14 protein-coding genes, 1 tRNA gene and 1 pseudogene are annotated in these 22,381 nt (G+C 41.1%); 13 read left to right on the top strand and 3 right to left on the bottom strand.

The genetic code is table 11. The annotated features are described in order from the left end of the window. Both B2W49_RS01880 and B2W49_RS01885 read left to right on the top strand, forming a co-directional pair. Positions 1 to 137, top strand: a pseudogene (locus tag B2W49_RS01880) (IS110 family transposase); the annotation flags it as partial. A 280-nt stretch (positions 138 to 417) separates the two neighbouring features. Further along, positions 418 to 494 (top strand) — tRNA-Met (locus B2W49_RS01885). A gap of 147 nt (positions 495 to 641) precedes the next feature. On the opposite strand, the gene B2W49_RS01890 is transcribed toward B2W49_RS01885, so the two are convergent. The 3 genes from B2W49_RS01890 to gltA form a co-directional block, all read right to left on the bottom strand. Beyond that, positions 642 to 2,267: an NAD+ synthase gene (locus B2W49_RS01890; RefSeq protein WP_291334059.1), complete on the bottom strand. Its 1,626-nt coding sequence runs from the start codon at positions 2,265 to 2,267 to the stop codon at positions 642 to 644. Positions 2,268 to 2,622: 355 nt separating this feature from the next. Continuing rightward, on the bottom strand, positions 2,623 to 3,138 hold the full coding sequence (locus B2W49_RS01895; protein ID WP_404798775.1) for a hypothetical protein: 516 nt from the start codon (positions 3,136 to 3,138) through the stop codon (positions 2,623 to 2,625). Positions 3,139 to 3,334: 196 nt separating this feature from the next. Beyond that, positions 3,335 to 4,609, bottom strand: coding sequence for a citrate synthase (gene gltA / locus B2W49_RS01900; protein ID WP_004972202.1), 1,275 nt, complete (start codon positions 4,607 to 4,609; stop codon positions 3,335 to 3,337). Between the two features lie 1,154 nt (positions 4,610 to 5,763). On the opposite strand from gltA, the gene sdhC reads away from it, so the two are divergent. The 11 genes from sdhC to pgaB all read left to right on the top strand — a co-directional run bounded on the left by sdhC (position 5,764) and on the right by pgaB (position 22,381). Next, a complete protein-coding gene (gene sdhC / locus B2W49_RS01905) occupies positions 5,764 to 6,162 on the top strand; it encodes a succinate dehydrogenase, cytochrome b556 subunit (RefSeq protein ID WP_026438062.1) in 399 nt (132 codons plus the stop codon). Then, on the top strand, positions 6,162 to 6,527 hold the full coding sequence (gene sdhD / locus B2W49_RS01910; RefSeq protein ID WP_004972200.1) for a succinate dehydrogenase, hydrophobic membrane anchor protein: 366 nt from the start codon (positions 6,162 to 6,164) through the stop codon (positions 6,525 to 6,527). The genes sdhC and sdhD overlap by 1 nt, the downstream gene beginning before the upstream one ends. Before the next feature lie 12 nt (positions 6,528 to 6,539). Continuing rightward, positions 6,540 to 8,438 carry an FAD-binding protein gene (locus tag B2W49_RS01915; RefSeq protein WP_004972199.1) on the top strand — a complete coding sequence of 633 codons (1,899 nt, stop codon included), beginning with the start codon at positions 6,540 to 6,542 and terminating at the stop codon, positions 8,436 to 8,438. 14 nt (positions 8,439 to 8,452) lie between these two features. Further along, positions 8,453 to 9,163 carry a succinate dehydrogenase iron-sulfur subunit gene (locus B2W49_RS01920; RefSeq protein ID WP_026438061.1) on the top strand — a complete coding sequence of 237 codons (711 nt, stop codon included), beginning with the start codon at positions 8,453 to 8,455 and terminating at the stop codon, positions 9,161 to 9,163. Positions 9,164 to 10,047: 884 nt separating this feature from the next. Further along, positions 10,048 to 12,870, top strand: coding sequence for a 2-oxoglutarate dehydrogenase E1 component (locus B2W49_RS01925; RefSeq protein WP_291334094.1), 2,823 nt, complete (start codon positions 10,048 to 10,050; stop codon positions 12,868 to 12,870). 16 nt (positions 12,871 to 12,886) lie between these two features. After that, positions 12,887 to 14,101 (top strand): 2-oxoglutarate dehydrogenase complex dihydrolipoyllysine-residue succinyltransferase, encoded by a 1,215-nt coding sequence (gene odhB, locus B2W49_RS01930; protein ID WP_291334064.1) that lies wholly within the window; start codon positions 12,887 to 12,889, stop codon positions 14,099 to 14,101. Between the two features lie 60 nt (positions 14,102 to 14,161). Continuing rightward, on the top strand, positions 14,162 to 15,595 hold the full coding sequence (lpdA, locus tag B2W49_RS01935) for a dihydrolipoyl dehydrogenase (protein WP_279739325.1): 1,434 nt from the start codon (positions 14,162 to 14,164) through the stop codon (positions 15,593 to 15,595). A gap of 174 nt (positions 15,596 to 15,769) precedes the next feature. Beyond that, on the top strand, positions 15,770 to 16,936 hold the full coding sequence (sucC, locus tag B2W49_RS01940; protein WP_291334068.1) for an ADP-forming succinate--CoA ligase subunit beta: 1,167 nt from the start codon (positions 15,770 to 15,772) through the stop codon (positions 16,934 to 16,936). 11 nt (positions 16,937 to 16,947) lie between these two features. Next, on the top strand, positions 16,948 to 17,841 hold the full coding sequence (gene sucD / locus B2W49_RS01945) for a succinate--CoA ligase subunit alpha (RefSeq protein WP_291334070.1): 894 nt from the start codon (positions 16,948 to 16,950) through the stop codon (positions 17,839 to 17,841). A gap of 278 nt (positions 17,842 to 18,119) precedes the next feature. Then, positions 18,120 to 20,519, top strand: coding sequence for a poly-beta-1,6 N-acetyl-D-glucosamine export porin PgaA (pgaA, locus tag B2W49_RS01950; RefSeq protein ID WP_291334072.1), 2,400 nt, complete (start codon positions 18,120 to 18,122; stop codon positions 20,517 to 20,519). Beyond that, a complete protein-coding gene (pgaB, locus tag B2W49_RS01955) occupies positions 20,519 to 22,381 on the top strand; it encodes a poly-beta-1,6-N-acetyl-D-glucosamine N-deacetylase PgaB (RefSeq protein WP_291334074.1) in 1,863 nt (620 codons plus the stop codon). The genes pgaA and pgaB overlap by 1 nt, the downstream gene beginning before the upstream one ends.

Consider the following 22,381-nt stretch of genomic DNA (forward strand, 5'->3'; position numbering starts at 1 on the left):
ATATTAAAGGGATGAATGAAAGATTATTAGCTAATGGTAAAACCAAAATGATGGCGATTGGAGCTGCAATGAGAAAGTTGGTTCATCTTTGTTATGGTGTACTCAAACACCAACAGCCTTATCAAGCAGATTATTGAGCATGAATTTTCGATAATTTGCTTGACGTTTCAGACGGTATCTCTTGCGAAAGTATAGTTTTATCTAATTTTTGAATTGGCTAAAACCTTATAAAATATAGCTTTTGACTGCTTAAAATTTGACTAACGCAAGAAGTCTAATATTAACAATTTCCCTAAGAAAATAGTAATTTGATTAAAATTAAACAAATCTCTCTGTTTTTGCTTAAACTGTGAGCGTTTGTAAATTAAAATACTTGACGATGCAGAGCTAAGTTTAGATAATGCGCACACAGTTTACGGCTATGTAGCTCAGTTGGTTAGAGCACCGCACTCATAATGCGGGGGTCACAGGTTCAAGTCCCGTCATAGCCACCATTTTTATAGACCAAGCTCTCAGCTTGGTCTTTTTTTATGCCAAAATTTTAAGTTGCTTTTAGTGCAGCATTGGTTTTATAGCTGGTATAAAAAAACCAAGCCACAGCTTGGTTTTTTTATATATCTCGTTAAGCTATGCTTTTAGCTTTAAATTCCTGCTTTCCAACCATTGACTAGTGGATAGCGACGTTCACGACCAAAAGCACGCGAGCTAATACGTGGGCCTAATGCACCTTGGCGACGCTTGTATTCGTTGCGATCAACCAATTGAATGACTTTCTCGACCATTGCACGTTCAAAGCCTTTGCCAATGATGTCTTCTTGGCTTTGATCTTCCTCAATATACGCATACAAAATCGCATCGAGTACTTCGTATGGTGGTAAAGAATCTTGGTCTTTTTGGTCAGGACGCAATTCGGCTGAAGGTGGACGAGTAATCACACGTTCAGGAATCACAGGGGTATCAGCGATGCTGTTACGGTATTTTGCCAGTTCAAATACAATGGTTTTGTACACATCTTTCAGTACCGCATAACCACCGACCATATCGCCATAAAGCGTGCAATAGCCAACTGCTAGCTCAGATTTGTTACCTGTAGAAAGCACGAGGTTGCCAAACTTATTCGACAGACCCATTAAGATTGTGCCGCGTGCGCGGGCTTGTAAATTTTCTTCTGTGGCATCGCTAGGGCTGTTACCAAAGAAAGGATACAGCGTTTGCATAAAGCTATTTACGATTGGGTGAATTTCAGCGATACCAAAAGTCACGCCTAAGGTTTTGGCTTGCTCTGCAGCATCTTCAACGCTAATTTGCGCGGTGTAGGTGTACGGCATCATCACTGCTTGTACCTTGTCTGCACCAATTGCATCAACCGCAATAGCAAGGGTGAGTGCTGAATCAATTCCACCTGACAAGCCTAGAATCACACCTGGAAAGCCAGAGCGTTGCACGTAGTCACGGGTTGCGAGTACCAAACCTTGATAGATTTCTGCAAGGGTGTCTAAAGCAGGGCTAATTTCGGCAGTTTTAAAGTGCTTCTGTGCAGCGTCATATTCTGCGTAGAACAAACCTTCTTGGTAGGTTGGGGCTTGTAGCGCAACATTACCTGCTTGGTTAATCACAAAGCTCGTACCATCGAAGATTAAATCATCTTGACCGCCAACTTGGTTTACATATACCAGATTGAGATGTAATTGCTTAGCTAGCTCGGTCATGGTCTGTATACGATGCTGCGGTTTACCCACTTCATAAGGCGAAGCGTTCAAGACCAATGCAGTTTCTACATTCAACTGTGCCAATTGCTGTACAGTTGGCAAAGACCATAAATCCTCACAAATTAAAACGCCAAACTTGTGACCAAGGTATTCAAATACTAAGTGTTGATGACCTTCGTCAAAATAACGCTTCTCATCAAATACGGCATAATTCGGTAAATTTTGTTTGTTATAAATACCAAGAATATTACCATCTTTCATGACGGCTGCCGAGTTAAAGCGCTGACCATCTTCAGTTTCATTGACAAAGCCGAAAACTAAAACAATATCTTTAATTTCACGTAATTGTTCAAATGCTTGTTTCGTGCGTTGACTCAAGCTTGGGCGCAGTAATAAATCTTCAGCAGGGTAGCCCAAAATTGAAAGTTCAGGAAAAATAATCAGATCTGCGTGTTGTTTTTTCGCTTCATTTGCCTGTTCAAGCATTTTTTGCGCATTTGCATCGAGATTGCCAATGTGTGGAGAGAACTGTGCAAGGGCAATTTTAAAAGATTTCATTTAAATTAAGTCCTATTCCTATAGGTGTAGAATACACGTAAGTGGCTGATGATTATTGTTATAAAAATTTCAGCGTAGTGTATTGTGGATTAAACGACTGCCGAAAGGCACAAATAAAAACCATTTATTATCTAACAGATAAAGATCTTATTTTGCAGTGCAAAAATGGAGACTTTTGCTATTTTATCTTAATTTAGAATAGATGCTAGCATCGAATACACTTTATTGTCTTGTCTGCAAGAATATCATTGAAATGTGACAGAATTTTTATGCTATTTATTTGAAAAGCATTATATTTTTAGGTTGTATGATGCATGTGTTTTTCGTGAAATAAGCATGTACCAAGATGAGTGAGCTAAGTCGAGCGGTGCGGGCTGTTTAAAATAATATTGTCTATTTTATTAAGAAAAATATCTTTGGCAATTTCACCTTGTTGCTCAATGTTGTAAGCAAAAAAAGGTTTCGCTTCAATTAAGCGATAATGATATGGATTGTAACGCTTAAAACTCAAAAAATACGCGGTTTGCAATACCGCACCACGCAGTAAGACATTGATGTGATGTTGATGCTGTAAAATGTGCGCCATCTCATGAATAAAGATCGCTTGATAGCCACGGTGTGCTTGGCTGTAGTCGGCTAGATAATGCCGATTACGCACATGAATATAGCCACAGGGGGCCATAAAAATGTGCTGTGGCTGCCAAGGCAAATAAGGATGGTTCATGACTTTGACTTGGCTGTAGTCAATCAGATTGCCAAACACAGATTGGCACAACTGTATTTCCATTGCAGTTAGGCTTCGACATCTAAACTGATCTAGTTTGAGCAGTCGCATCAATAAGCTGAGAATGAATAAATGCAGTTGTAGCATAGAAATGAGTCGTAAGTGGCAGACATCAAAAATATAGCCTAAATCTGCAATGATCTAAATTTTATTTTACGTTTTGGTTGTGGTTTAGGACAAACCAAACAGAAATGAGTTTGGTGAGCTAAATAAAAGCAATAAAAAAACCACCCGAAGGTGGTTTTTTTGTCGTGGCGTTTTACACGCTACAACGCAGACCGAATTAACGGTTGATGTCGCGTTGAGTGTGGCCAGTGTAAAGCTGACGAGGACGACCGATTTTGTAAGGACCGCTGTGCATTTCTAACCAGTGGCTGATCCAACCAACTGTACGTGCAAGTGCGAAAATTACAGTAAACATTTCTGTTGGGATACCAATCGCTTTAAGGATGATACCTGAGTAGAAGTCTACGTTAGGGTATAAGTTACGCTTGATGAAGTATTCATCAGATAACGCAATACGCTCAAGTTCCATTGCAAGAGCGAGTTGTGGATCGTTGATACCTAAGTCGTTAAGTACTTCGTCACAAGTTTGCTTCATTACAGTCGCACGTGGGTCATGGTTTTTATAAACGCGGTGACCAAAGCCCATAAGTTTAACTTCTTTAGTCTTCACTTTTTCCATGAACTCAGCAACGTGTTCTACAGAGCCGATTTCATCAAGCATCTTAAGAACAGCTTCGTTCGCACCACCGTGAGCAGGACCCCAAAGTGCAGAAATACCTGCAGAGATACATGCGTATGGGTTAGCGCCAGTAGAACCAGCTAAACGTACAGTTGAAGTAGACGCGTTTTGTTCGTGGTCAGCGTGAAGCGTGAAAATACGATCCATTGCGCGAGCGTGAACAGGGTTTACTTTGTAATCACGGTCTGCTGGAGTAGCAAACATCATGTACAAGAAGTTTTCTGCGTAGCTTAAGTCGTTACGTGGGTAAACAAATGGTTGACCAACAGTGTACTTGTAGCTCCAAGCCGCTAAAGTAGGAATCTTCGCGATTAAACGAATCGCTGTGATTTCACGGTGGTTAACATCTTCGATGTCTAAGTTGTTGTGATAGAACGCAGATAACGCACCAACAACACCTACCATGATTGCCATAGGGTGAGCATCACGACGGAAACCGTTATAGAAACGCTTAACTTGGTCGTGAACCATAGTGTGGTTGCGAACTTTTGCGTCAAAATCAGCTTTTTGTTCAGCTGTTGGAAGCTCGCCATTTAATAATAAATAGCAAGTTTCTAAGTAGTCAGCTTTAGTTGCCAATTGGTCAATTGGGTAACCGCGGTGTAAAAGAATACCTTTGTTACCATCAATAAATGTGATTTTAGACTCGCAAGACGCTGTTGCCATAAAACCAGGATCAAAAGTAAAGTGACCTGCCGCCAACACATCCTTAACGTCAATTACATCTGGGCCTAATGTGCCGCTGTAAATTGGTAATTCAATTTCTTTTCCATCAAGCTGTAATACGGCTTTTTTGCCAGTTGCTTCAGACATTCAATAGATCTCCTGTCCTGGTGAATGTTGATCTGACTCGAAGTATCAATCTTTTAATGCGCAAGTCAGACGGATTAAAAATTTGCTCTAAGATTAGAGAGTACTGAAATTTTGTCAATTATACTTATGGATTAAGTAGACGACTGTTTGCAGAAAAAGCCGAAAAAATTCCAGTAAAAAAATCAATAAAATCACAGCACAGCCGCAGTATCATAAGTCAAAATTTGTTGGATGTGCAGAAAAAAATCATCAATACGGATTAATTGTAAGCAATTTTAAATACTGGTTTTGATGGGCTATTTCTTTGGCAGGATTCTGTCTGATACTTAAATCTATCTAATTCTCATAACTTACACGTTTTTATATACACGGTAGGGTGGTCAGATTGGTTGGAGTGAGCAGTGAGTCTGGTATTTAAATTCGATATTGATTGATCAAAAAATGACTGATTGAACTTCAGAAAATAGCCATGATCCATCATATTTTGAGTGGGAAATGATGAATTCTTTGTGAATAAAGCGCGGTTATTTATCCATACAGATACAAAAAATACTGGATAAGTCATTCATTCGCATGATGATTGTTATTTTAAATATTTATTTATCTAAAGTGTGTCAAGTAAATATAAATTGAATAAATAGATTGATGTCTGTGTCGTCATCAACGTTTGATTTACGATCAGGCGCAGCATAATCAAACAAAGTGATGGAGCTGTCTGGGCTTAAGTGTCTCACACTCTAGTTTTAAATTACGGCAAGAAGTGGAGTACATACATATATAGTGCTGCTATTTATATATAAGTATGTGAAAACTTAAAAACACCAGAAAAATAAAGTACAAATTTATCTTTAGTCTAAATATTCTAAAGCTGTTTATTGCGCTGCTAGGAATTTTTATTTTAATAATTGATTTAAAAAACATGGGTTTATGTTTGCTTGTGTGGTTATTGATGGCGAGTGGTTTGCTTTTATAATTGTTAATGATTCTTATTTAAAGGATTTTTAGCCAAAAAGCCGAGTAGAGTTGTTTGTATTTTAACAGTTGACGTTTTATAATTCAGTGTCGTTTTAAGGTTAGGCATGAATTTGCCTGACAATGCCAGCTTTCCTTCGAATTTATTCCAACAAACTCCGGATGGAGTTTTTACTTACAGGATGCCCGCTGTGAAAAGCAACAGACCTGTCAATTTGTCCATGGGTCAAGTTTTAGAAGTAAACTTAAAATCGCCCGTGGCTATTGCATCAATTCTACACCGTCTTTCTGGTGTCATCGTATTTTTACTCGTACCGGTACTTTTATGGTTGTTAGACAAGTCTTTGTCTTCACCTGAAGGTTTTGCTCAAGTTCAAGAAATTTTTAACGGTTTCTTTGTGCGCTTTATCGTATGGGTATTTGTAGCCGGCTTAATCTATCACTTCATTGCTGGTGTTAAGCACTTACTTGCTGACCTTGGTTTTGCAGAAGAACTGCAAAGTGGTCGCATTGCAGCTACTATTTCATTGATCTTGTCTGCTATCGGTATAGTTGCAGCATTTGTATGGATTGTAATCTAATGAAAAGTGCTACAGGTTTAACGGGTTCAGGTTCTCGCGATTGGTTTATCCAACGTATTAGTGCTGTTGTTCTTGCTGTTTATACCGTTGTGGTATTTGGTTGGATTCTTCTTAACGGTGGATTCAACTTTGAACAGTGGTACGGCTTTATGATGACATTACCAATGAAGATTATGTCTTTATTGGCAGTCTTATCTCTTGTTGCACATGCTTGGATCGGTATGTGGCAAGTATTCACTGACTATGTGACTACTCGTCAAATGGGTCCTTCAGCTTCAGGTTTACGCCTAGTGCTGACTTCAGCAGTGATTATTGCTGTTTTTGCATACGCAATCTGGGCAATCCAGATTTTCTGGGCGAATTGATAGGAAGATATCATGGGCGCGATTAACCCTAAAGAAGATTATACAAATATTCCACACCAATTCTTTGACGCAGTCATTGTTGGTGGTGGTGGTTCAGGTATGCGTGCATCTTACCAACTTGCTCAAGCAGGTTTGAAAGTTGCGGTATTGACTAAAGTATTCCCTACACGTTCACACACTGTTGCAGCGCAGGGTGGTATTGGTGCATCTCTTGGTAACATGCAAGAAGATAACTGGCACTACCACTTTTACGACACGGTAAAAGGTTCTGACTGGTTGGGCGACCAAGACGCGATTGAATTCATGACGCGTGAAGCGCCACAAGTGGTTTATGAATTAGAACACTTGGGTATGCCATTTGACCGTAACGCAGACGGTACAATTTACCAACGTCCATTCGGTGGTCACTCTGCAAACTACGGTGAAAAAGCAGTTCCACGTGCATGTGCTGCAGCTGACCGTACAGGTCACGCACTTCTTCACACGCTTTATCAAAGCAACGTGAAAATGGGCACTCAATTCTTCGTAGAATGGATCGCTCTTGATTTGATCCGTAACGAAGCTGGCGATGTACTAGGTGTGACTGCAATTGACCAAGAAACAGGTAAAATCGCAGTATTCCAAGCGAAAGCGACATTGTTTGCTACAGGTGGTGCAGGTCGTGTGTACCGTGCATCTACAAACGCATATATCAACACTGGTGACGGTCTTGGTATGGCTGCGCGTGCAGGTATTCCATTACAAGATATGGAATTCTGGCAGTTCCACCCAACAGGTGTTGCGGGCGCGGGCGTATTGTTAACGGAAGGCTGTCGTGGTGAGGGTGGTATCCTTCGTAACGATTCAGGCGAACCGTTCATGGAGCGTTATGCACCAACTTTGAAAGACTTGGCGCCACGTGACTTCGTATCACGTTCTATGGACCAAGAAATTAAAGAAGGTCGTGGTTGTGGTCCAAACAAAGACTACATCTTGCTTGATATGACGCACTTAGGTGCAGACACAATCATGAAGCGTCTTCCATCTGTATTTGAGATTGGTAAGAAATTCGCGAACGTTGATTGTACTAAAGAGCCAATTCCTGTTGTACCTACAATCCATTACCAAATGGGTGGTATTCCAACCAATATTCATGGTCAAGTGGTTGTTCCAGAAAGCCGTGAAACTCAAGAGTTGGTTGCGAACTACAACGCAGAAACTGATACATATACAACCAACGCGGGTGACCGTGACTTTGCTAAACCAGTAAAAGGTTTCTATGCAATTGGTGAGTGTTCATGTGTATCTGTACACGGTGCTAACCGTTTAGGTACAAACTCATTGCTTGACTTGGTTGTATTTGGTAAAGCTGCGGGTCAACACATCATTGAGTATGTGACTAAGCAACACGATGGTGAGTACGAACCACTTCCAACAACTGTACTTGAAAACACTGTGAACCGTATTCGTAAACTTGACGAATCGACTTCAGGTGAAAACGCTCAAGAAGTTGCTGATGCAATTCGTAACATCGTTCAAGACCACGCAGGTGTATTCCGTACTTCAGCATTGCTTGATGAAGGTGTGAAACAAATTCTTGCGCTTGAACCACGTGTTCGTAACATTCATTTGAAAGATAAATCTAAAGTGTTCAACACTGCACGTGTAGAAGCATTAGAAGTTGAAAACTTGTATGAAGTTGCTAAAGCGACACTGATCTCAGCTGCTGCCCGTAAAGAATGTCGTGGTGCGCATACTGTTGTAGACTTTGAGTTACCACCAGATCACCCAACTTATTCTTATGGTCGTCGTGATGATGAGTGGATGAAGCATACTTTATGGTTCTCTACAGATAACCGTCTTGAGTACAAACCAGTACGTTACAAGCCGCTTACTGTAGCTGCTATTCCACCTAAACCACGTACATTCTAATTAGGAGAAGTAAGATGAGTAGAGGTACTCGTACATTTAATATCTACCGCTACGATCCTGATAAGGATAAAGCACCGTACATGCAAACTTTTAAACTTGAATTGACTGATAAGCATCGTATGTTGCTTGATGCACTTCTTGAGTTGAAAGTACAAGATGAATCTTTGACTTTCCGTCGTTCATGTCGGGAAGGTATTTGTGGTTCTGATGGTGTAAACATCAATGGTAAAAACGGTTTAGCATGTCTTTGGAACCTAAACGATTTACCAGAAGTGATTACTATTCGCCCACTTCCAGGTCTTCCTGTAATTAAAGACTTAGTTGTTGATATGAATCAGTTCTATGATCAGTACAATAAGATTCATCCGTTCTTGATCAACAACCAACCTGCACCGCCAAAAGAGCGTTTACAATCTCAAGAAGATCGTGAACATCTTGATGGTTTGTATGAATGTATTCTTTGTGCATGTTGTTCTACATCTTGCCCATCATTCTGGTGGAACCCGGACAAGTTTTTGGGTCCTTCAGCATTGTTGAATGCATACCGTTTCATTATCGATTCGCGTGATACTGCAACTCAAGAGCGTTTGGCTCGTCTTGACGACCCATTCTCTTTGTTCCGTTGTAAAGGTATCATGAACTGTGTATCTGTATGCCCTAAAGGCTTGAACCCAACTAAAGCAATCGGTCATATCCGTAATATGCTTTTAGATATGGCTGGCTAATAGACTGCGTGATCTCAGTTGAGAAAAGCACACCTAAGGGTGTGCTTTTTTTGTGCTACAATTACTGTAAAAGTCGTGTGATACGTAACTTGTTTTTGATGGGTGCGAAAATGAAAAATATTGCATACAAAATTGTGGTTAAAAAATGAGTATTCGATATTTTTAAGTATAGCTGTTGGATAAATAGACAAAAACGGCATTTAGCCGACTAAAGTTGCACACAATTGTAATCCAGTGCTGCTATTTTGTTGTAATGCATGGGTAAATGCCAAGATTAGCTGCAATATTTATTTATAGATGTTATCATATAACGTGTAAGTGAGAGGGCAGATTGAGAGATGTGCTCTCTTTTCTTTTATCTAAAATAGTGGTGTTGGACTTTGGTCTAAATTGCATCTGTTTTTTAAATAAAGCACCATATGTTAGATGAAAATAGAATCAATGTATTTCGCCAATTTATAGGAGGTATGTGTCAAAAAAATCAATTGCATTTCTGAGATCATGTTACGATTAATAAATGAATACATTTGAAAAATGTTGAATTTTTGTACATTTTATCAACATTTTAAGTGCAAATGATGTGTTATTAAATCAGGACTATCGCAGAAAAGTCGTATTAGAAAAGCTAAGACTGAGCACTTATTTTTTCTAAAACGATTTTGCAAAAAATTGCTCGGCTTAGGTCGAGTATATATGTGAGTGATGATGCCAGTGAGGGCGTTATGATTCATAAATGACATTGGGTTTTCCTAATGTAGTGATAACGCCTCATGACTTATGTCGATTGGGGACTAATGTCATGTTACCAATTTGACATTATCAATCATGGGTTTGCTTAAAAAGCATCCTGGAAAATGTTTTTGCAATAGGAAATGGGTCCACAAATGCAAGAAGTTGCTGACGCACTGCGTCTTGACACTGAACTTTCCGCTGATAGTGCAGCGTATATTGAAGAACTTTACGAGCATTATTTAACGTCACCGGAATCAGTCGGTGCTGATTGGCGCGAATATTTCGATAAATTCCCGAAGGGTGATCAACCACACAGTAATGTACGTGAGCAATTCCTTTTATTAGGTCGTAATTCTAATCGCGTTCAAGCCATTGTTCAGAGTTCAGTGAGTTCTGAACATGAACAACGTCAAATTGGCGTGTTGCAACTGATTGCTGCTTACCGTAACCGTGGTCACCAAAAAGCAAAATTAGATCCACTAGGTTTGGCAAAACGTGAAGACGTGCCTGATCTTGACCTTGCTGCGCATGGCTTAACTAAGTCCGATTTAGATACTGTTTTCCGTACAGGTAATTTAGAAATTGGTAAATCTGAAGCCACATTGGGCGAAATGGTTGATGCCATGGAGGCGATCTACTGCGGTTCAATTGGTTCAGAATACATGCACATTGTTGATACCAAAGAAAAACGCTGGATTCAACAACGCTTAGAACGTGCGCGTGGTAAGTTTGCATTTACTGCAGATCAAAAGAAACACGTTCTTGAGCGCTTAACAGCAGCTGAAGGTCTAGAAAAATTTTTAGGCAATAAATACGTTGGTGCAAAACGATTTGGTGTAGAGGGCGGTGAATCATTTATCCCGATGGTCAATGAAATCATTCAACGTGCGGGTACTGTTGGATGTAAAGAAGTCGTGATTGGGATGCCACACCGTGGTCGTTTGAACCTACTTGTGAACATCATGGGTAAAAACCCAGCAGACTTGTTTGGTGAGTTCGAAGGTAAGAGCTTGCACAAAAAAGGTTCTGGGGACGTAAAATATCACCAAGGTTTCTCATCGAACGTGATGACTCCGGGTGGTGAAGTACACTTGGCACTTGCGTTTAACCCATCGCACTTAGAAATTGTTGGACCTGTGGTTGAGGGTTCTGTACGTGCACGTCAAGTACGTCGTAAAGACATTGGTGGTGATGATGTATTGCCATTAATCGTACACGGTGATGCAGCATTTGCAGGTCAAGGTGTTAACCAAGAAACCTTCCAAATGTCACAAACTCGCGGTTATACCGTAGGTGGTACAGTTCACATTGTGATTAACAACCAAGTTGGTTTCACAACATCTGACCCACGTGACGCACGTTCTACTGAATACTGTACTGACATTGCAAAAATGATTCAGGCGCCAATTTTCCATGTGAATGGCGATGATCCTGAAGCGGTGATTTTTGTATCTCAATTGGCACACGATTTCCGTCATACATTCCGTAAAGACGTTGTAATTGATTTGTTCTGCTACCGTCGTCGTGGTCACAACGAAGCGGATGAGCCTGCAGCAACTCAGCCAATGATGTATCAAGTGATCAACAAAAAGCCTACTACACGTACTTTGTATGCTGACCAATTGGTGCAAGAAGGTGTGTTGGATCGCGCAGCAGCAGATCAAATGATCGAAGATTACCGTACAGATTTAGAAGCGGGTAATCACGTTGCGAATGCATTGGTGCTTGAGCCAAATACCAAAATGTTTGTAGATTGGTCGCCATACTTGGGTCACGACTATACAGACGATTGGGATACAACTTTCCCAATCGAGCGTTTGAAAGAACTTGGTCAAACCATGCGTAAACTTCCAGAAGGTTTCGTGCTGCAGCGCCAAGTTGCTAAAGTGATTGATGATCGCTTGAAAATGCAAACAGGTGAAATGCCACTAAACTGGGGTGCAGCTGAAACTTTGGCATACGCAACTTTGTTGGATGAGGGTTACCTTGTGCGTTTGACTGGTGAAGACGTTGGTCGTGGTACTTTCTCACACCGTCATGCAAAACTGCATAACCAAGTCGATGGTAAAACTTATATTCCACTTTGCCACATTAAAGAGAACCAACCACGCGTTGCAATCTATGACTCTTTATTGTCTGAAATGGCAGTATTGGCATTTGAATATGGTTATGCGACAACGCTTCCAAAGAGCTTGATTATTTGGGAAGCACAATTTGGTGACTTCGCAAACTGTGCTCAAGTGGTAATCGACCAGTTCATTTCATCTGGCGAAACCAAGTGGGAGCGTGTGTGTGGTTTAACAATGCTTCTTCCTCACGGTTATGAAGGTCAAGGTCCTGAGCATTCATCTGCACGTTTAGAGCGTTTCTTACAGCTTTGTGCGGAAGAGAACATGCAAGTGATGACACCAACAACACCTGCACAGATTTTCCACGCTTTACGTCGTCAGGCAATTCGTCCAATCCGTAAGCCAATGATCATCATGTCGCCGAAGTCTTTACTTCGTCACAAGTTAGCCGTGTCTAACCTTGATGAGCTTGCAACTGGTACATTCCAGACTGTGATTGATGAAATTGACAACATCAACAAAGCAGACGTGACTCGTTTGGTATTGTGTGGTGGTAAAGTGTATTACGACTTGCTTGAAAAGCGTCGTGAATTAGAATTGAACAATACTGCAATTGTTCGTATTGAACAGTTGTATCCATACCCAGAACAACGTCTTGCAGAAGTTCTTGCTTCTTATCCAAACGTAAAAGAGCTTGTTTGGACTCAAGAAGAACCGAAGAACCAAGGTGCTTGGTTATTCATCGCGCCACGCTTATATGATGACGTAATGAAAACTGGTAAACAGATTCGCATTAGTTATGCGGGTCGTGAAGCATCTGCAGCACCAGCGTGTGGTTCACCATATTTGCATGCAAAACAACAAGCTCAGCTCATTAATGACGCGCTTGCGATCGTAGCTGAATAACAGGAGATTCGAAATAATGGCAACCGAAATTAAAGCACCGGTATTTCCAGAGTCAGTTGCAGACGGTACGATTGCAACTTGGCACAAACAGCCAGGTGAAGCAGTTTCACGTGATGAAGTGATCTGTGATATTGAAACCGATAAAGTTGTTTTGGAAGTAGTCGCTCCTGCGGATGGCACCATCGCTGCAATTATTAAAAATGAAGGCGATACTGTTCTTTCAGACGAAGTAATTGCTCAATTTGAAGCTGGTGCTGTATCTGGCGCTACTCAAACTCAAGCTGTTCAGTCTGAAGGTCAAGTAGAGCAAGCTGCAGCGAAAACTGAAGCGGGCGCTGCGCCAGTTATTGAGCGTGCACAACCTGTTGCTGACCAAGCACCGGCAGTACGTAAAGCATTGACTGAAACAGGTATCAATGCTGCAGACGTATCTGGTACAGGTCGTGGTGGTCGTATCACTAAAGAAGATGTTGCAAATCATCAAGCTAAACCTGCTGCTGCAGCTGCGCCATTAAGCGTTGCGGTAGGCGAGCGTATCGAGAAACGTGTTCCTATGACGCGTTTACGTAAGCGCGTGGCAGAGCGTTTACTTGCAGCGACTCAAGAAACTGCAATGTTGACAACATTCAATGAAGTGAACATGAAGCCAATCATGGAAATGCGTGCACAATACAAAGACGCATTTGAAAAACGTCATGGTGCACGTTTAGGCTTTATGTCTTTCTTCGTGAAAGCTGCAACTGAAGCATTGAAACGCTACCCAGCAGTAAACGCTTCTATTGATGGCGAAGACATCGTGTATCACGGTTACTACGATATCGGTGTTGCAGTTTCTTCTGACCGTGGTTTAGTGGTTCCTGTATTACGTGATACAGACCGCATGAACTATGCTGAAGTAGAAAATGGTATTCGTGACTATGCTTACAAAGCACGTGACGGTAAGCTTGGTATTGAAGATATGACTGGCGGTACATTCACCATTACTAACGGTGGTACTTTCGGTTCATTGTTATCTACACCAATTCTAAACACGCCACAAACTGCAATCTTGGGCATGCACAAAATCCAAGAGCGTCCTATGGCGGTAAATGGTCAAGTTGAAATCTTGCCAATGATGTACTTAGCGCTTTCTTATGACCACCGTTTAATTGATGGTAAAGAAGCTGTAGGTTTCCTTGTAACAATCAAAGAATTGTTAGAAGAGCCAGCTAAACTCATCCTTGACCTTTAATTCTAAAGAATAAATCAGTGGGCTCGGAGCGATCCTCTAAGCCCATTTTTGGAGATAAAAATGTCTCAACAATTTGATCTTGTTGTTATTGGCGGTGGCCCAGGTGGTTATGAAGCGGCAATTCGTGCGGCTCAACTTGGCTTTAAAGTTGCGTGTATCGAAAAACGTATTCACAAAGGTAAACCATCTTTGGGTGGTACATGCTTAAACGTGGGTTGTATCCCATCTAAAGCATTACTAGATTCTTCACATCGTTATGAAGATACTGTTAAGCATTTAGATGACCACGGTATTACAACGGGTGAAGTTGCTTTCGATTTGTCTAAAATGCTAGCGCGTAAAGACAAAGTCGTTGAGCAATTGACTGGTGGTGTTGCGCAATTACTTAAAGGTAATGGCATCGAATGGTTACAAGGTACTGGTAAACTACTTGCTGGTAAAAAAGTTGAATTCGTTTCTCATGAAGGCGAAACTCAGGTTTTAGAGCCTAAATATGTGATTCTTGCGACTGGTTCGGTTCCTGTAAGTATTCCTGTTGCTCCTGTAGATCAAGACATTATTGTTGATTCTACTGGTGCATTAGAATTCCCTGAAGTGCCTAAGCGTTTAGGTGTGATTGGTGCAGGCGTAATTGGTCTTGAACTTGGTTCAGTATGGCGTCGTTTAGGTGCAGAAGTTGTTGTATTTGAAGCAATGGATGCATTCTTACCAATGGCTGACAAAGCTTTGGCGAAAGACTACCAAAAACTCTTGACTAAGCAAGGCATGGATATCCGTATTGGTGCGAAAGTTTCAGGTACTGATGTTAATGGTCGTGAAGTGACTGTTAAATATACCCAAGGCGGTGAAGACAAAGAACAAACTTTCGATAAATTGATCGTTTGTGTAGGTCGTCGTGCTTATGCTGAAGGTTTATTGGCAGATGATTGCGGTATTAAACTGACTGAACGTGGCTTAGTTGAAGTAAACGATTGGTGTGCAACTTCTGTTGAAGGTGTATATGCAATTGGTGACTTGGTACGTGGTCCAATGCTTGCACACAAAGCAATGGAAGAAGGCGTAATGGCTGTTGAGCGTATTCACGGTCATGCTGCACAAGTTAACTACGACACAATCATTTCAGTAATCTACACACACCCTGAAGCGGCGTGGGTTGGTTTAACTGAAGAGCAAGCCAAAGAAAAAGGCCACGAAGTGAAAACTGGTCAATTCGGTTTCGCGGTAAATGGTCGTGCTTTAGCTGCAGGCGAAGGTGCTGGTTTTGTGAAGTTTGTTGCAGATGCAAAAACAGATCGTTTATTGGGTATGCACGTGATTGGACCTGCTGCGTCTGATATCGTTCACCAAGGTATGATTGCACTTGAGTTTGTATCTTCAGTTGAAGATTTACAATTAATGACATTTGGTCACCCAACCTTCTCTGAAGTGGTGCATGAAGCCGCTTTAGCTGTAGATGGGCGTGCGATTCACGCGATTCAGCGTAAACGTAAATAACACTAAAAAGAGCGGCTTAGGCCGCTCTTTTTACATTTGATGGTTGTATTTATGGGAATAATCATCTAAAAGTAAAGAGCATAGGAAAAACACCACACAAGGAAAGCAATATTAAAACTTCGGTTTGATATTGATGGTGATAACTGAATAAAAGAAGTAGTAAAAGGTTAGTCAATGAATCTACATGAGTATCAAGCAAAAGCGCTATTAAAAAAATATGGTATGCCAGTGCAAGAAGGCATTTTGGCCACTACAGCCGTAGAAGCCGTGCAAGCTTTCGAGCAACTCGGCGGTAAATTTGCGGTGATGAAAGCTCAGGTACATGCAGGTGGTCGCGGTAAAGCGGGCGGCGTGAAGGTCGTAAAATCTGCACAAGAAGCAGCAGATTATGCTAACCAAATTCTTGGAACACGCTTGGTCACCTATCAAACCGATGCCTATGGTCAGCCTGTAAACAGTATTTTAGTGGCTGAAGATGTTTATCCTGTAGAGCGTGAACTGTATTTGGGTGCAGTGGTGGATCGTTCTAGCCGTCGCGTCACTTTTATGGCATCTACCGAAGGTGGTGTGGATATTGAGAAAGTGGCGGAAGAAACCCCAGAAAAAATTATTAAAGTAGAAGTTGATCCTTTAGTGGGTTTGTTGCCATTTCAGGCACGTGAAGTGGCCTTTGCATTAAAACTTAAAGATAGTCAAATCACGCAGTTTGTGAAGATTATGACAGCGGCTTATCAGGCATTTATCGATAATGATTTTGCCTTATTTGAAATTAATCCATTGTCTGTACGTGAAAATGGCGACATTTTATGTGTGGATGCCAAAGTCGGTATTGATTCTAATGCGCTGTATCGTTTGCCTGAAGTCTTGGCACTGCGCGATAAAACACAAGAAAATGAACGTGAATTGCGTGCATCCGAATTTGACCTGAACTATGTTGCTTTAGAAGGCAATATCGGTTGTATGGTGAATGGCGCAGGTCTAGCAATGGCGACTATGGATATTATTAAACTCTATGGCGGTCAGCCTGCAAACTTCTTAGATGTAGGTGGTGGTGCAACCAAAGAACGCGTGATTGAAGCCTTTAAAATTATTTTGGCAGATCACTCGGTTAAAGGCGTACTGATTAATATTTTTGGTGGAATTGTACGTTGTGACATGATTGCGGAAGCAATTATTGCAGCGGTTCAGGAAGTAAATGTGACGGTACCTGTGGTGGTTCGCCTAGAAGGGAACAACTCAGAACTCGGTGCAAAATTACTAGATGAATCAGGCTTAAAACTTATTTCTGCTAATGGCTTATCTGATGCCGCAGAAAAAATTGTTGCTGCAGTGAAAGCTTAAGGAGAATCAGGATGAGCGTATTAATTAATAAAAACACCAAAGTATTGGTACAAGGTTTCACTGGTAAAAATGGTACTTTTCACTCAGCACAAGCACTTGATTATGGAACCAAAGTGGTGGGTGGGGTAACGCCAGGAAAAGGTGGTCAAACTCACTTGGAATTACCCGTATTTAATACCATGAAAGAAGCAGTACGTGAAACAGGTGCAGATGCATCGGTGATTTATGTACCTGCACCGTTTGTTTTAGATTCGATTGTAGAAGCAGTTGATTCTGGCGTGGGTTTGATTGTGGTGATTACAGAAGGTGTACCCACCATCGACATGCTTAAAGCTAAGCGTTATTTAGAAACCAATGGCAATGGTACACGTTTGGTGGGTCCAAACTGCCCAGGTGTGATTACACCAGGTGAATGCAAAATTGGCATCATGCCAGGGCATATTCATCAACCAGGACGAATTGGCATTATTTCACGCTCAGGTACTTTGACCTATGAAGCTGTGGCACAAACCACCAAGTTGGGCTTAGGACAATCGACTTGTATCGGGATTGGTGGCGACCCAATTCCAGGTATGAACCAAATTGATGCTTTAAAATTATTCCAAGACGACCCAGACACCGATGCGATTATTATGATTGGTGAAATTGGTGGTACGGCAGAAGAAGAAGCGGCGGAATATATACAGTCGAATGTCAATAAACCTGTGGTGGGATATATTGCTGGAGTGACAGCACCTAAAGGTAAGCGTATGGGACATGCGGGTGCAATTATTTCAGGCGGTAAAGGCACTGCGGAAGAAAAATTTGCAGCTTTTGAACGTGCTGGAATTGCTTATACGCGTAGCCCTGCAGAATTGGGTTCTACTATGTGGCAAGTATTAAAAGATCAAGGTTTGCTTAAATAAGTCAAATCTTGAAGAGCTTGATTTTATTCAGCACTCAATCCCCAATATTGGGGATTTTTTATGCTGAAAAATTAGCCAGAATTGAGAGATAAAGTATATAATATGTGTTGATTCGGTATAAATTATGTAAGTGTCTTGCATTTTGTCCAAAGTGTTGCTATCAAAGATAGGCATAATATTGCGAAATATTTCACATTAATTACATTTTATGTGCGGAGTAGCGCGTGTTAACAAGAAGAAAGAAATTTTCAATCTATTATGTGTCTGCATTATCTTGCATGTCACTGTTTCCAACGGTTTATGCACAAGAGAGTGTGGATCAACTGCGTGAACAAAGCGTTGTTGCAATACGTTCAGGGCAAATTGATGCTGGCTTTCAGCAACTTGAGTCCTTGCTGCAGCAATATCCACAAAATCAAAAGCTTTTAGCAGATTATATTGTGATAGCTTATAGTCACAATAAAATTGGTCTGCATCAGTTGCCATATTTGAACGCTATTCAGGCAGCGCAATTTCCTGAATATGGACAAGTCAGCGCGATTAAAACTTTGCGTGATTTAAAACAATATCCCGCTGCTTTAGCATTGGTGCAACAATTTCAACAGGTGAAACCTGCTGACTCTTGGCAAGTTTGGCGTGCAGTATTGCATGTTGAATCAGGTCAAATTGAACAAGCACGTCAAGATGTAAAAAGCATCCATGCAGCGACGCTAAGTGCAGATTATTTAGCACAATTGTCTTATGTTTATAGACTATTAGAAATGCCTGTAGAGGCGCTAAAAGCTGCTGAGGCATCTTTAGCACAGCAGGTGACAGGCAATGCGCAGGAACAATATGTATTGGCTCTATTGTTGAATGCAGATCAGGCACGTGCTGAAGCCTATATGCAAACCCATCATTTAGATCAGCCAAACTTGATTTTTGCGGCAAAATTACAAGACTTTTCACAAAGAATTCTCGATGCGGTGCAATTTTATAAATCTGCCAGTTATCGGAATGAAGGTGAGTATGCTTTTCGGCTTTTAGATTCAGTTCTAGCCGACATGCAAGCTTATATCCCTCAGTTGACAGATCAGCCCGATTTGCAACGTCGCTTTTATTATGAATATCTCTATGCTTTAAACCAGCGTAATCGTGCAAAAGATGTGATTGCAACTTTGCCTCAGGTCGATGTGCAACCGCTAGATATGCCTGCTTATGTACGTCATGCCATTGCCGATGCATATTTGAAACTGCAACAACCTGCTAAGGCTGAACCGCTGTATTTGAGTTTGTTTAAAGAAAAGAATTATGTCGATTATTCGGTATACGCAGGTTTGTATTATGCCTATATCGAGCAGGAAAAATTTAAACAGGCCAATCAGCTGATTCAAGAGATGGATAAAACGCTGCCGACCTTTAGTTATAGTGATGCCAAAGGTGTAGAGCGAACCACACATTCAGATCGCTTGGAATATTTGAGTTTGAAAGGTTTGAATTATGCCTATCGAAATCAACATGCCAAGGCCGAGCAGTATTTTCAAAATTTGGTTGAACACGCACCGAGCAATGTCGCTTTCCAAAATAATTTAGCACTCATTCAACGTTGGCGTGAAAAACCTTTAGATGCCGAACATACGGTATCTCAATGGAACGGCATGACGCCAATTAGCCAAACCACGCAAATCAATCAGATGCAAAATGCACAGACTTTGGGTGATATTGAGCGTTGGCGTGCTATCAATCAGTATTTATATCAAACTGTACCTGATGATACTGCGGTGCAACGTAGCCGCAAAGAGTTGAATGATCGGGAACATTTTTCGATTCAGCATTCAAGTACTTGGTCGGAAAGTAAGTCTGATCAACAACTTTTAAATCAGCTTAAAGGCAGCAATGAACAGAATCATTGGACGCGTCTTAATAGTCCGTGGATGAATGATCATTATCGTCTGTTTGCCGATCATACTTACCGCTGGTCAAAATACCAAGAAGGGAAAATAGATGATCAGCGGGTCGGTTTAGGTTTAGAGTGGAACAAGCAACGTAAAGCAGCCAGTATTTTGTTGTCCAATAGCGTAGACGATAGCCGTTTTGGCGTTGAGCTGGACTGGACGCATGCCTTAAATGATCATTGGCAATATCGTCTTAATTTTAATACGCAGGCAGATATTCCCCTGCAAGCCATTCGGGATAGTTACGAGGGTGAGTCTTATTTGGTTGGTTTGAACTGGCAACAAAATGAGTCACGTAAAGCGGGCTTGCAATACCAATTGACTGATATTGATGATGGCAATACACGCCATGAAACGTCGGCATTTTTTAGCCAGCGAATTTATTCAGCTCCGCATCATTTAACCACAGCAACCATTGCAGGTTATTATGGTCAAAACGATAACATTGCAACCAATTATTTTAACCCTGAACACAGCCACAGCCTTGAATTACGCTTAGCGCACGATTGGATGACATGGCGTAATTATGAGCATCATTTGAATCAGCATTTTGAAGCGACTGTCGGTACCTATCAACAAAAAGGTTATTCAAATGATCCGATTTATAACTTTTTTTATGGACATGAATGGCAACTTTCCAGAACTTGGAAGTTGAATTATGGAGTGGGGTGGGGAGTACATCCTTACGATGGTAAGGATGAAGAAAAAACCTATGCAGTTTTAGGTTTTGAGGGACGCTTCTAATGAAAAAACAAATCAGTATTTTAAGTGCAATGTGTCTGGCATTGCTCAGTGGTGGCGCAGCTTCGGCATTTGCTAATAGTGCAACACAGGCAGAGCCTAATGCAATTGACACAACTTCAACTAATATAGACAACCCACAAGCTTATTCGTTTGTCACCCTGACTTTTCACGATGTTCGTGATGATGTCAAAAAAAGAGGTGATCGTGATGTATATGCAATAAGCACCAAAAACTTTGCCCAATTTTTAGCGTGGATTAAGACAAATGGCTGGCAGCCCATTCGTTTAGAAGATGTGTGGCAGGCGCGTCAGTTTAAAAAACCTTTGCCTGAAAAAGCCGTATTAATTACGGTAGATGATGGTGCACTCAGCAGCTATACCAAAATTTTTCCATTGCTCAAGCTGTACCAAGTGCCTGCGGTTTTTGCCATTCCAACCAGCTGGATTAACGGTAATACCCAAGCTGCCTATGAAGCTTATGGTTCTGGAAACTTAATGAACTGGGATCAGATGCGTGAAATTCAGCGCTCTGGTTTGGTCGAGTTTGTATCGCACAGTGATAACTTGCACTCTGGTATTTTGTCGAATCCGCAACAAAATAAGCAGCCTGCGGCAATTACGCGTTTGTATGATGAAAAAACCAAAAGCTATGAAAGTGACGCAGCATATAAACAACGCATTTTGGCAGATTTAAAACGCTCTAAACAGGTATTGGAAAAAGAGTTAGGTGTAGAAAGCAGAGCAATTTTCTGGCCTTACGGTGCAGCAAGTAACGAAACAGAAGATATTGCAATAGAAGCAGGATTTCCAATGTCATTCAGTTTGGGTAGTGTTTTGACCCTCGCTGATGCGGAAAAGACCTATCAACGTGCTTTGATTATGGATAACCCAACGCCAGAAGTGATTCATGAAGGCATGCGTGAATTTTTAACTTATACCCGTGCACCGTATAAGCAACGCAAAAGTATTTTACGCTATAACTTAGCCGATATGGCTGCTGCAAGTTATGACCAAGCTGACCAAAAACTGGGGCAGCTTTTAAATCAGGTCAATGCACTTAAAACCAATACCTTGTTATTAAAAGTGGTGGCAGACAGCAATGCCGATGGCAAAGTGGATGTTGCGTATTTTCCAAACCGCCAACTGAAAATGCAGCAGGATTTGCTCAACCGTACAGTGTGGCAAGCACGCACACGGGTTGGTCATCGCGTATATGCCGAGTTACCACTCAGTTTGCAAACCCAACAAGGCTATAGCTTGGCAGATTTCACTACAGATTTGGTGAAAAATAATAGCTCAATTGGAGGTTTAATGTTGGATACAGGCTCTAGTCTGAATTGTGCTTTGGCGCAAGAGAAATGGACAGCAGAATGTCAAACAGCTGTGCAGCAGATTATTGACATTAAAAACCAGACCAAAAAAGCGTCAAAATATTATGCCGATATCAGTAACAATTATCAAACAGCTTTAAAAGTAGATGGCAACGAAACCTCATTTAAAGGTTTAAAACAAGTGATTCAGCTGATTCCAGATCATGCCGATTTTATCTATATCAGCATTGATCCCGTTCAATCTGCATCGCACTTTTCAGACCTTAAACATGCAATTGCACATTTGAATGAGCAAGAAAGACAGCATTTGATGGTGACTTTTGAGGTGAATCCTCAAGCGACTGCGCATCAATGGCAGCATTATCAAGATGCTTATGCAGTACTTAGACAACTGTCTATACAGAAATTAGGGATAGAAAACTATCATGTGAATATGGGAGAGCAGGTTCATCAACACCTTTATACATCACTCAGTTTAAACGAAAGCCCTTTGGAATATCGCGACCCATTCCAGACCAAAATAGCACATTGA

This window comes from Acinetobacter sp. UBA801 (genome assembly GCA_002296655.1).
In the GTDB taxonomy this organism is placed as follows: domain Bacteria; phylum Pseudomonadota; class Gammaproteobacteria; order Pseudomonadales; family Moraxellaceae; genus Acinetobacter.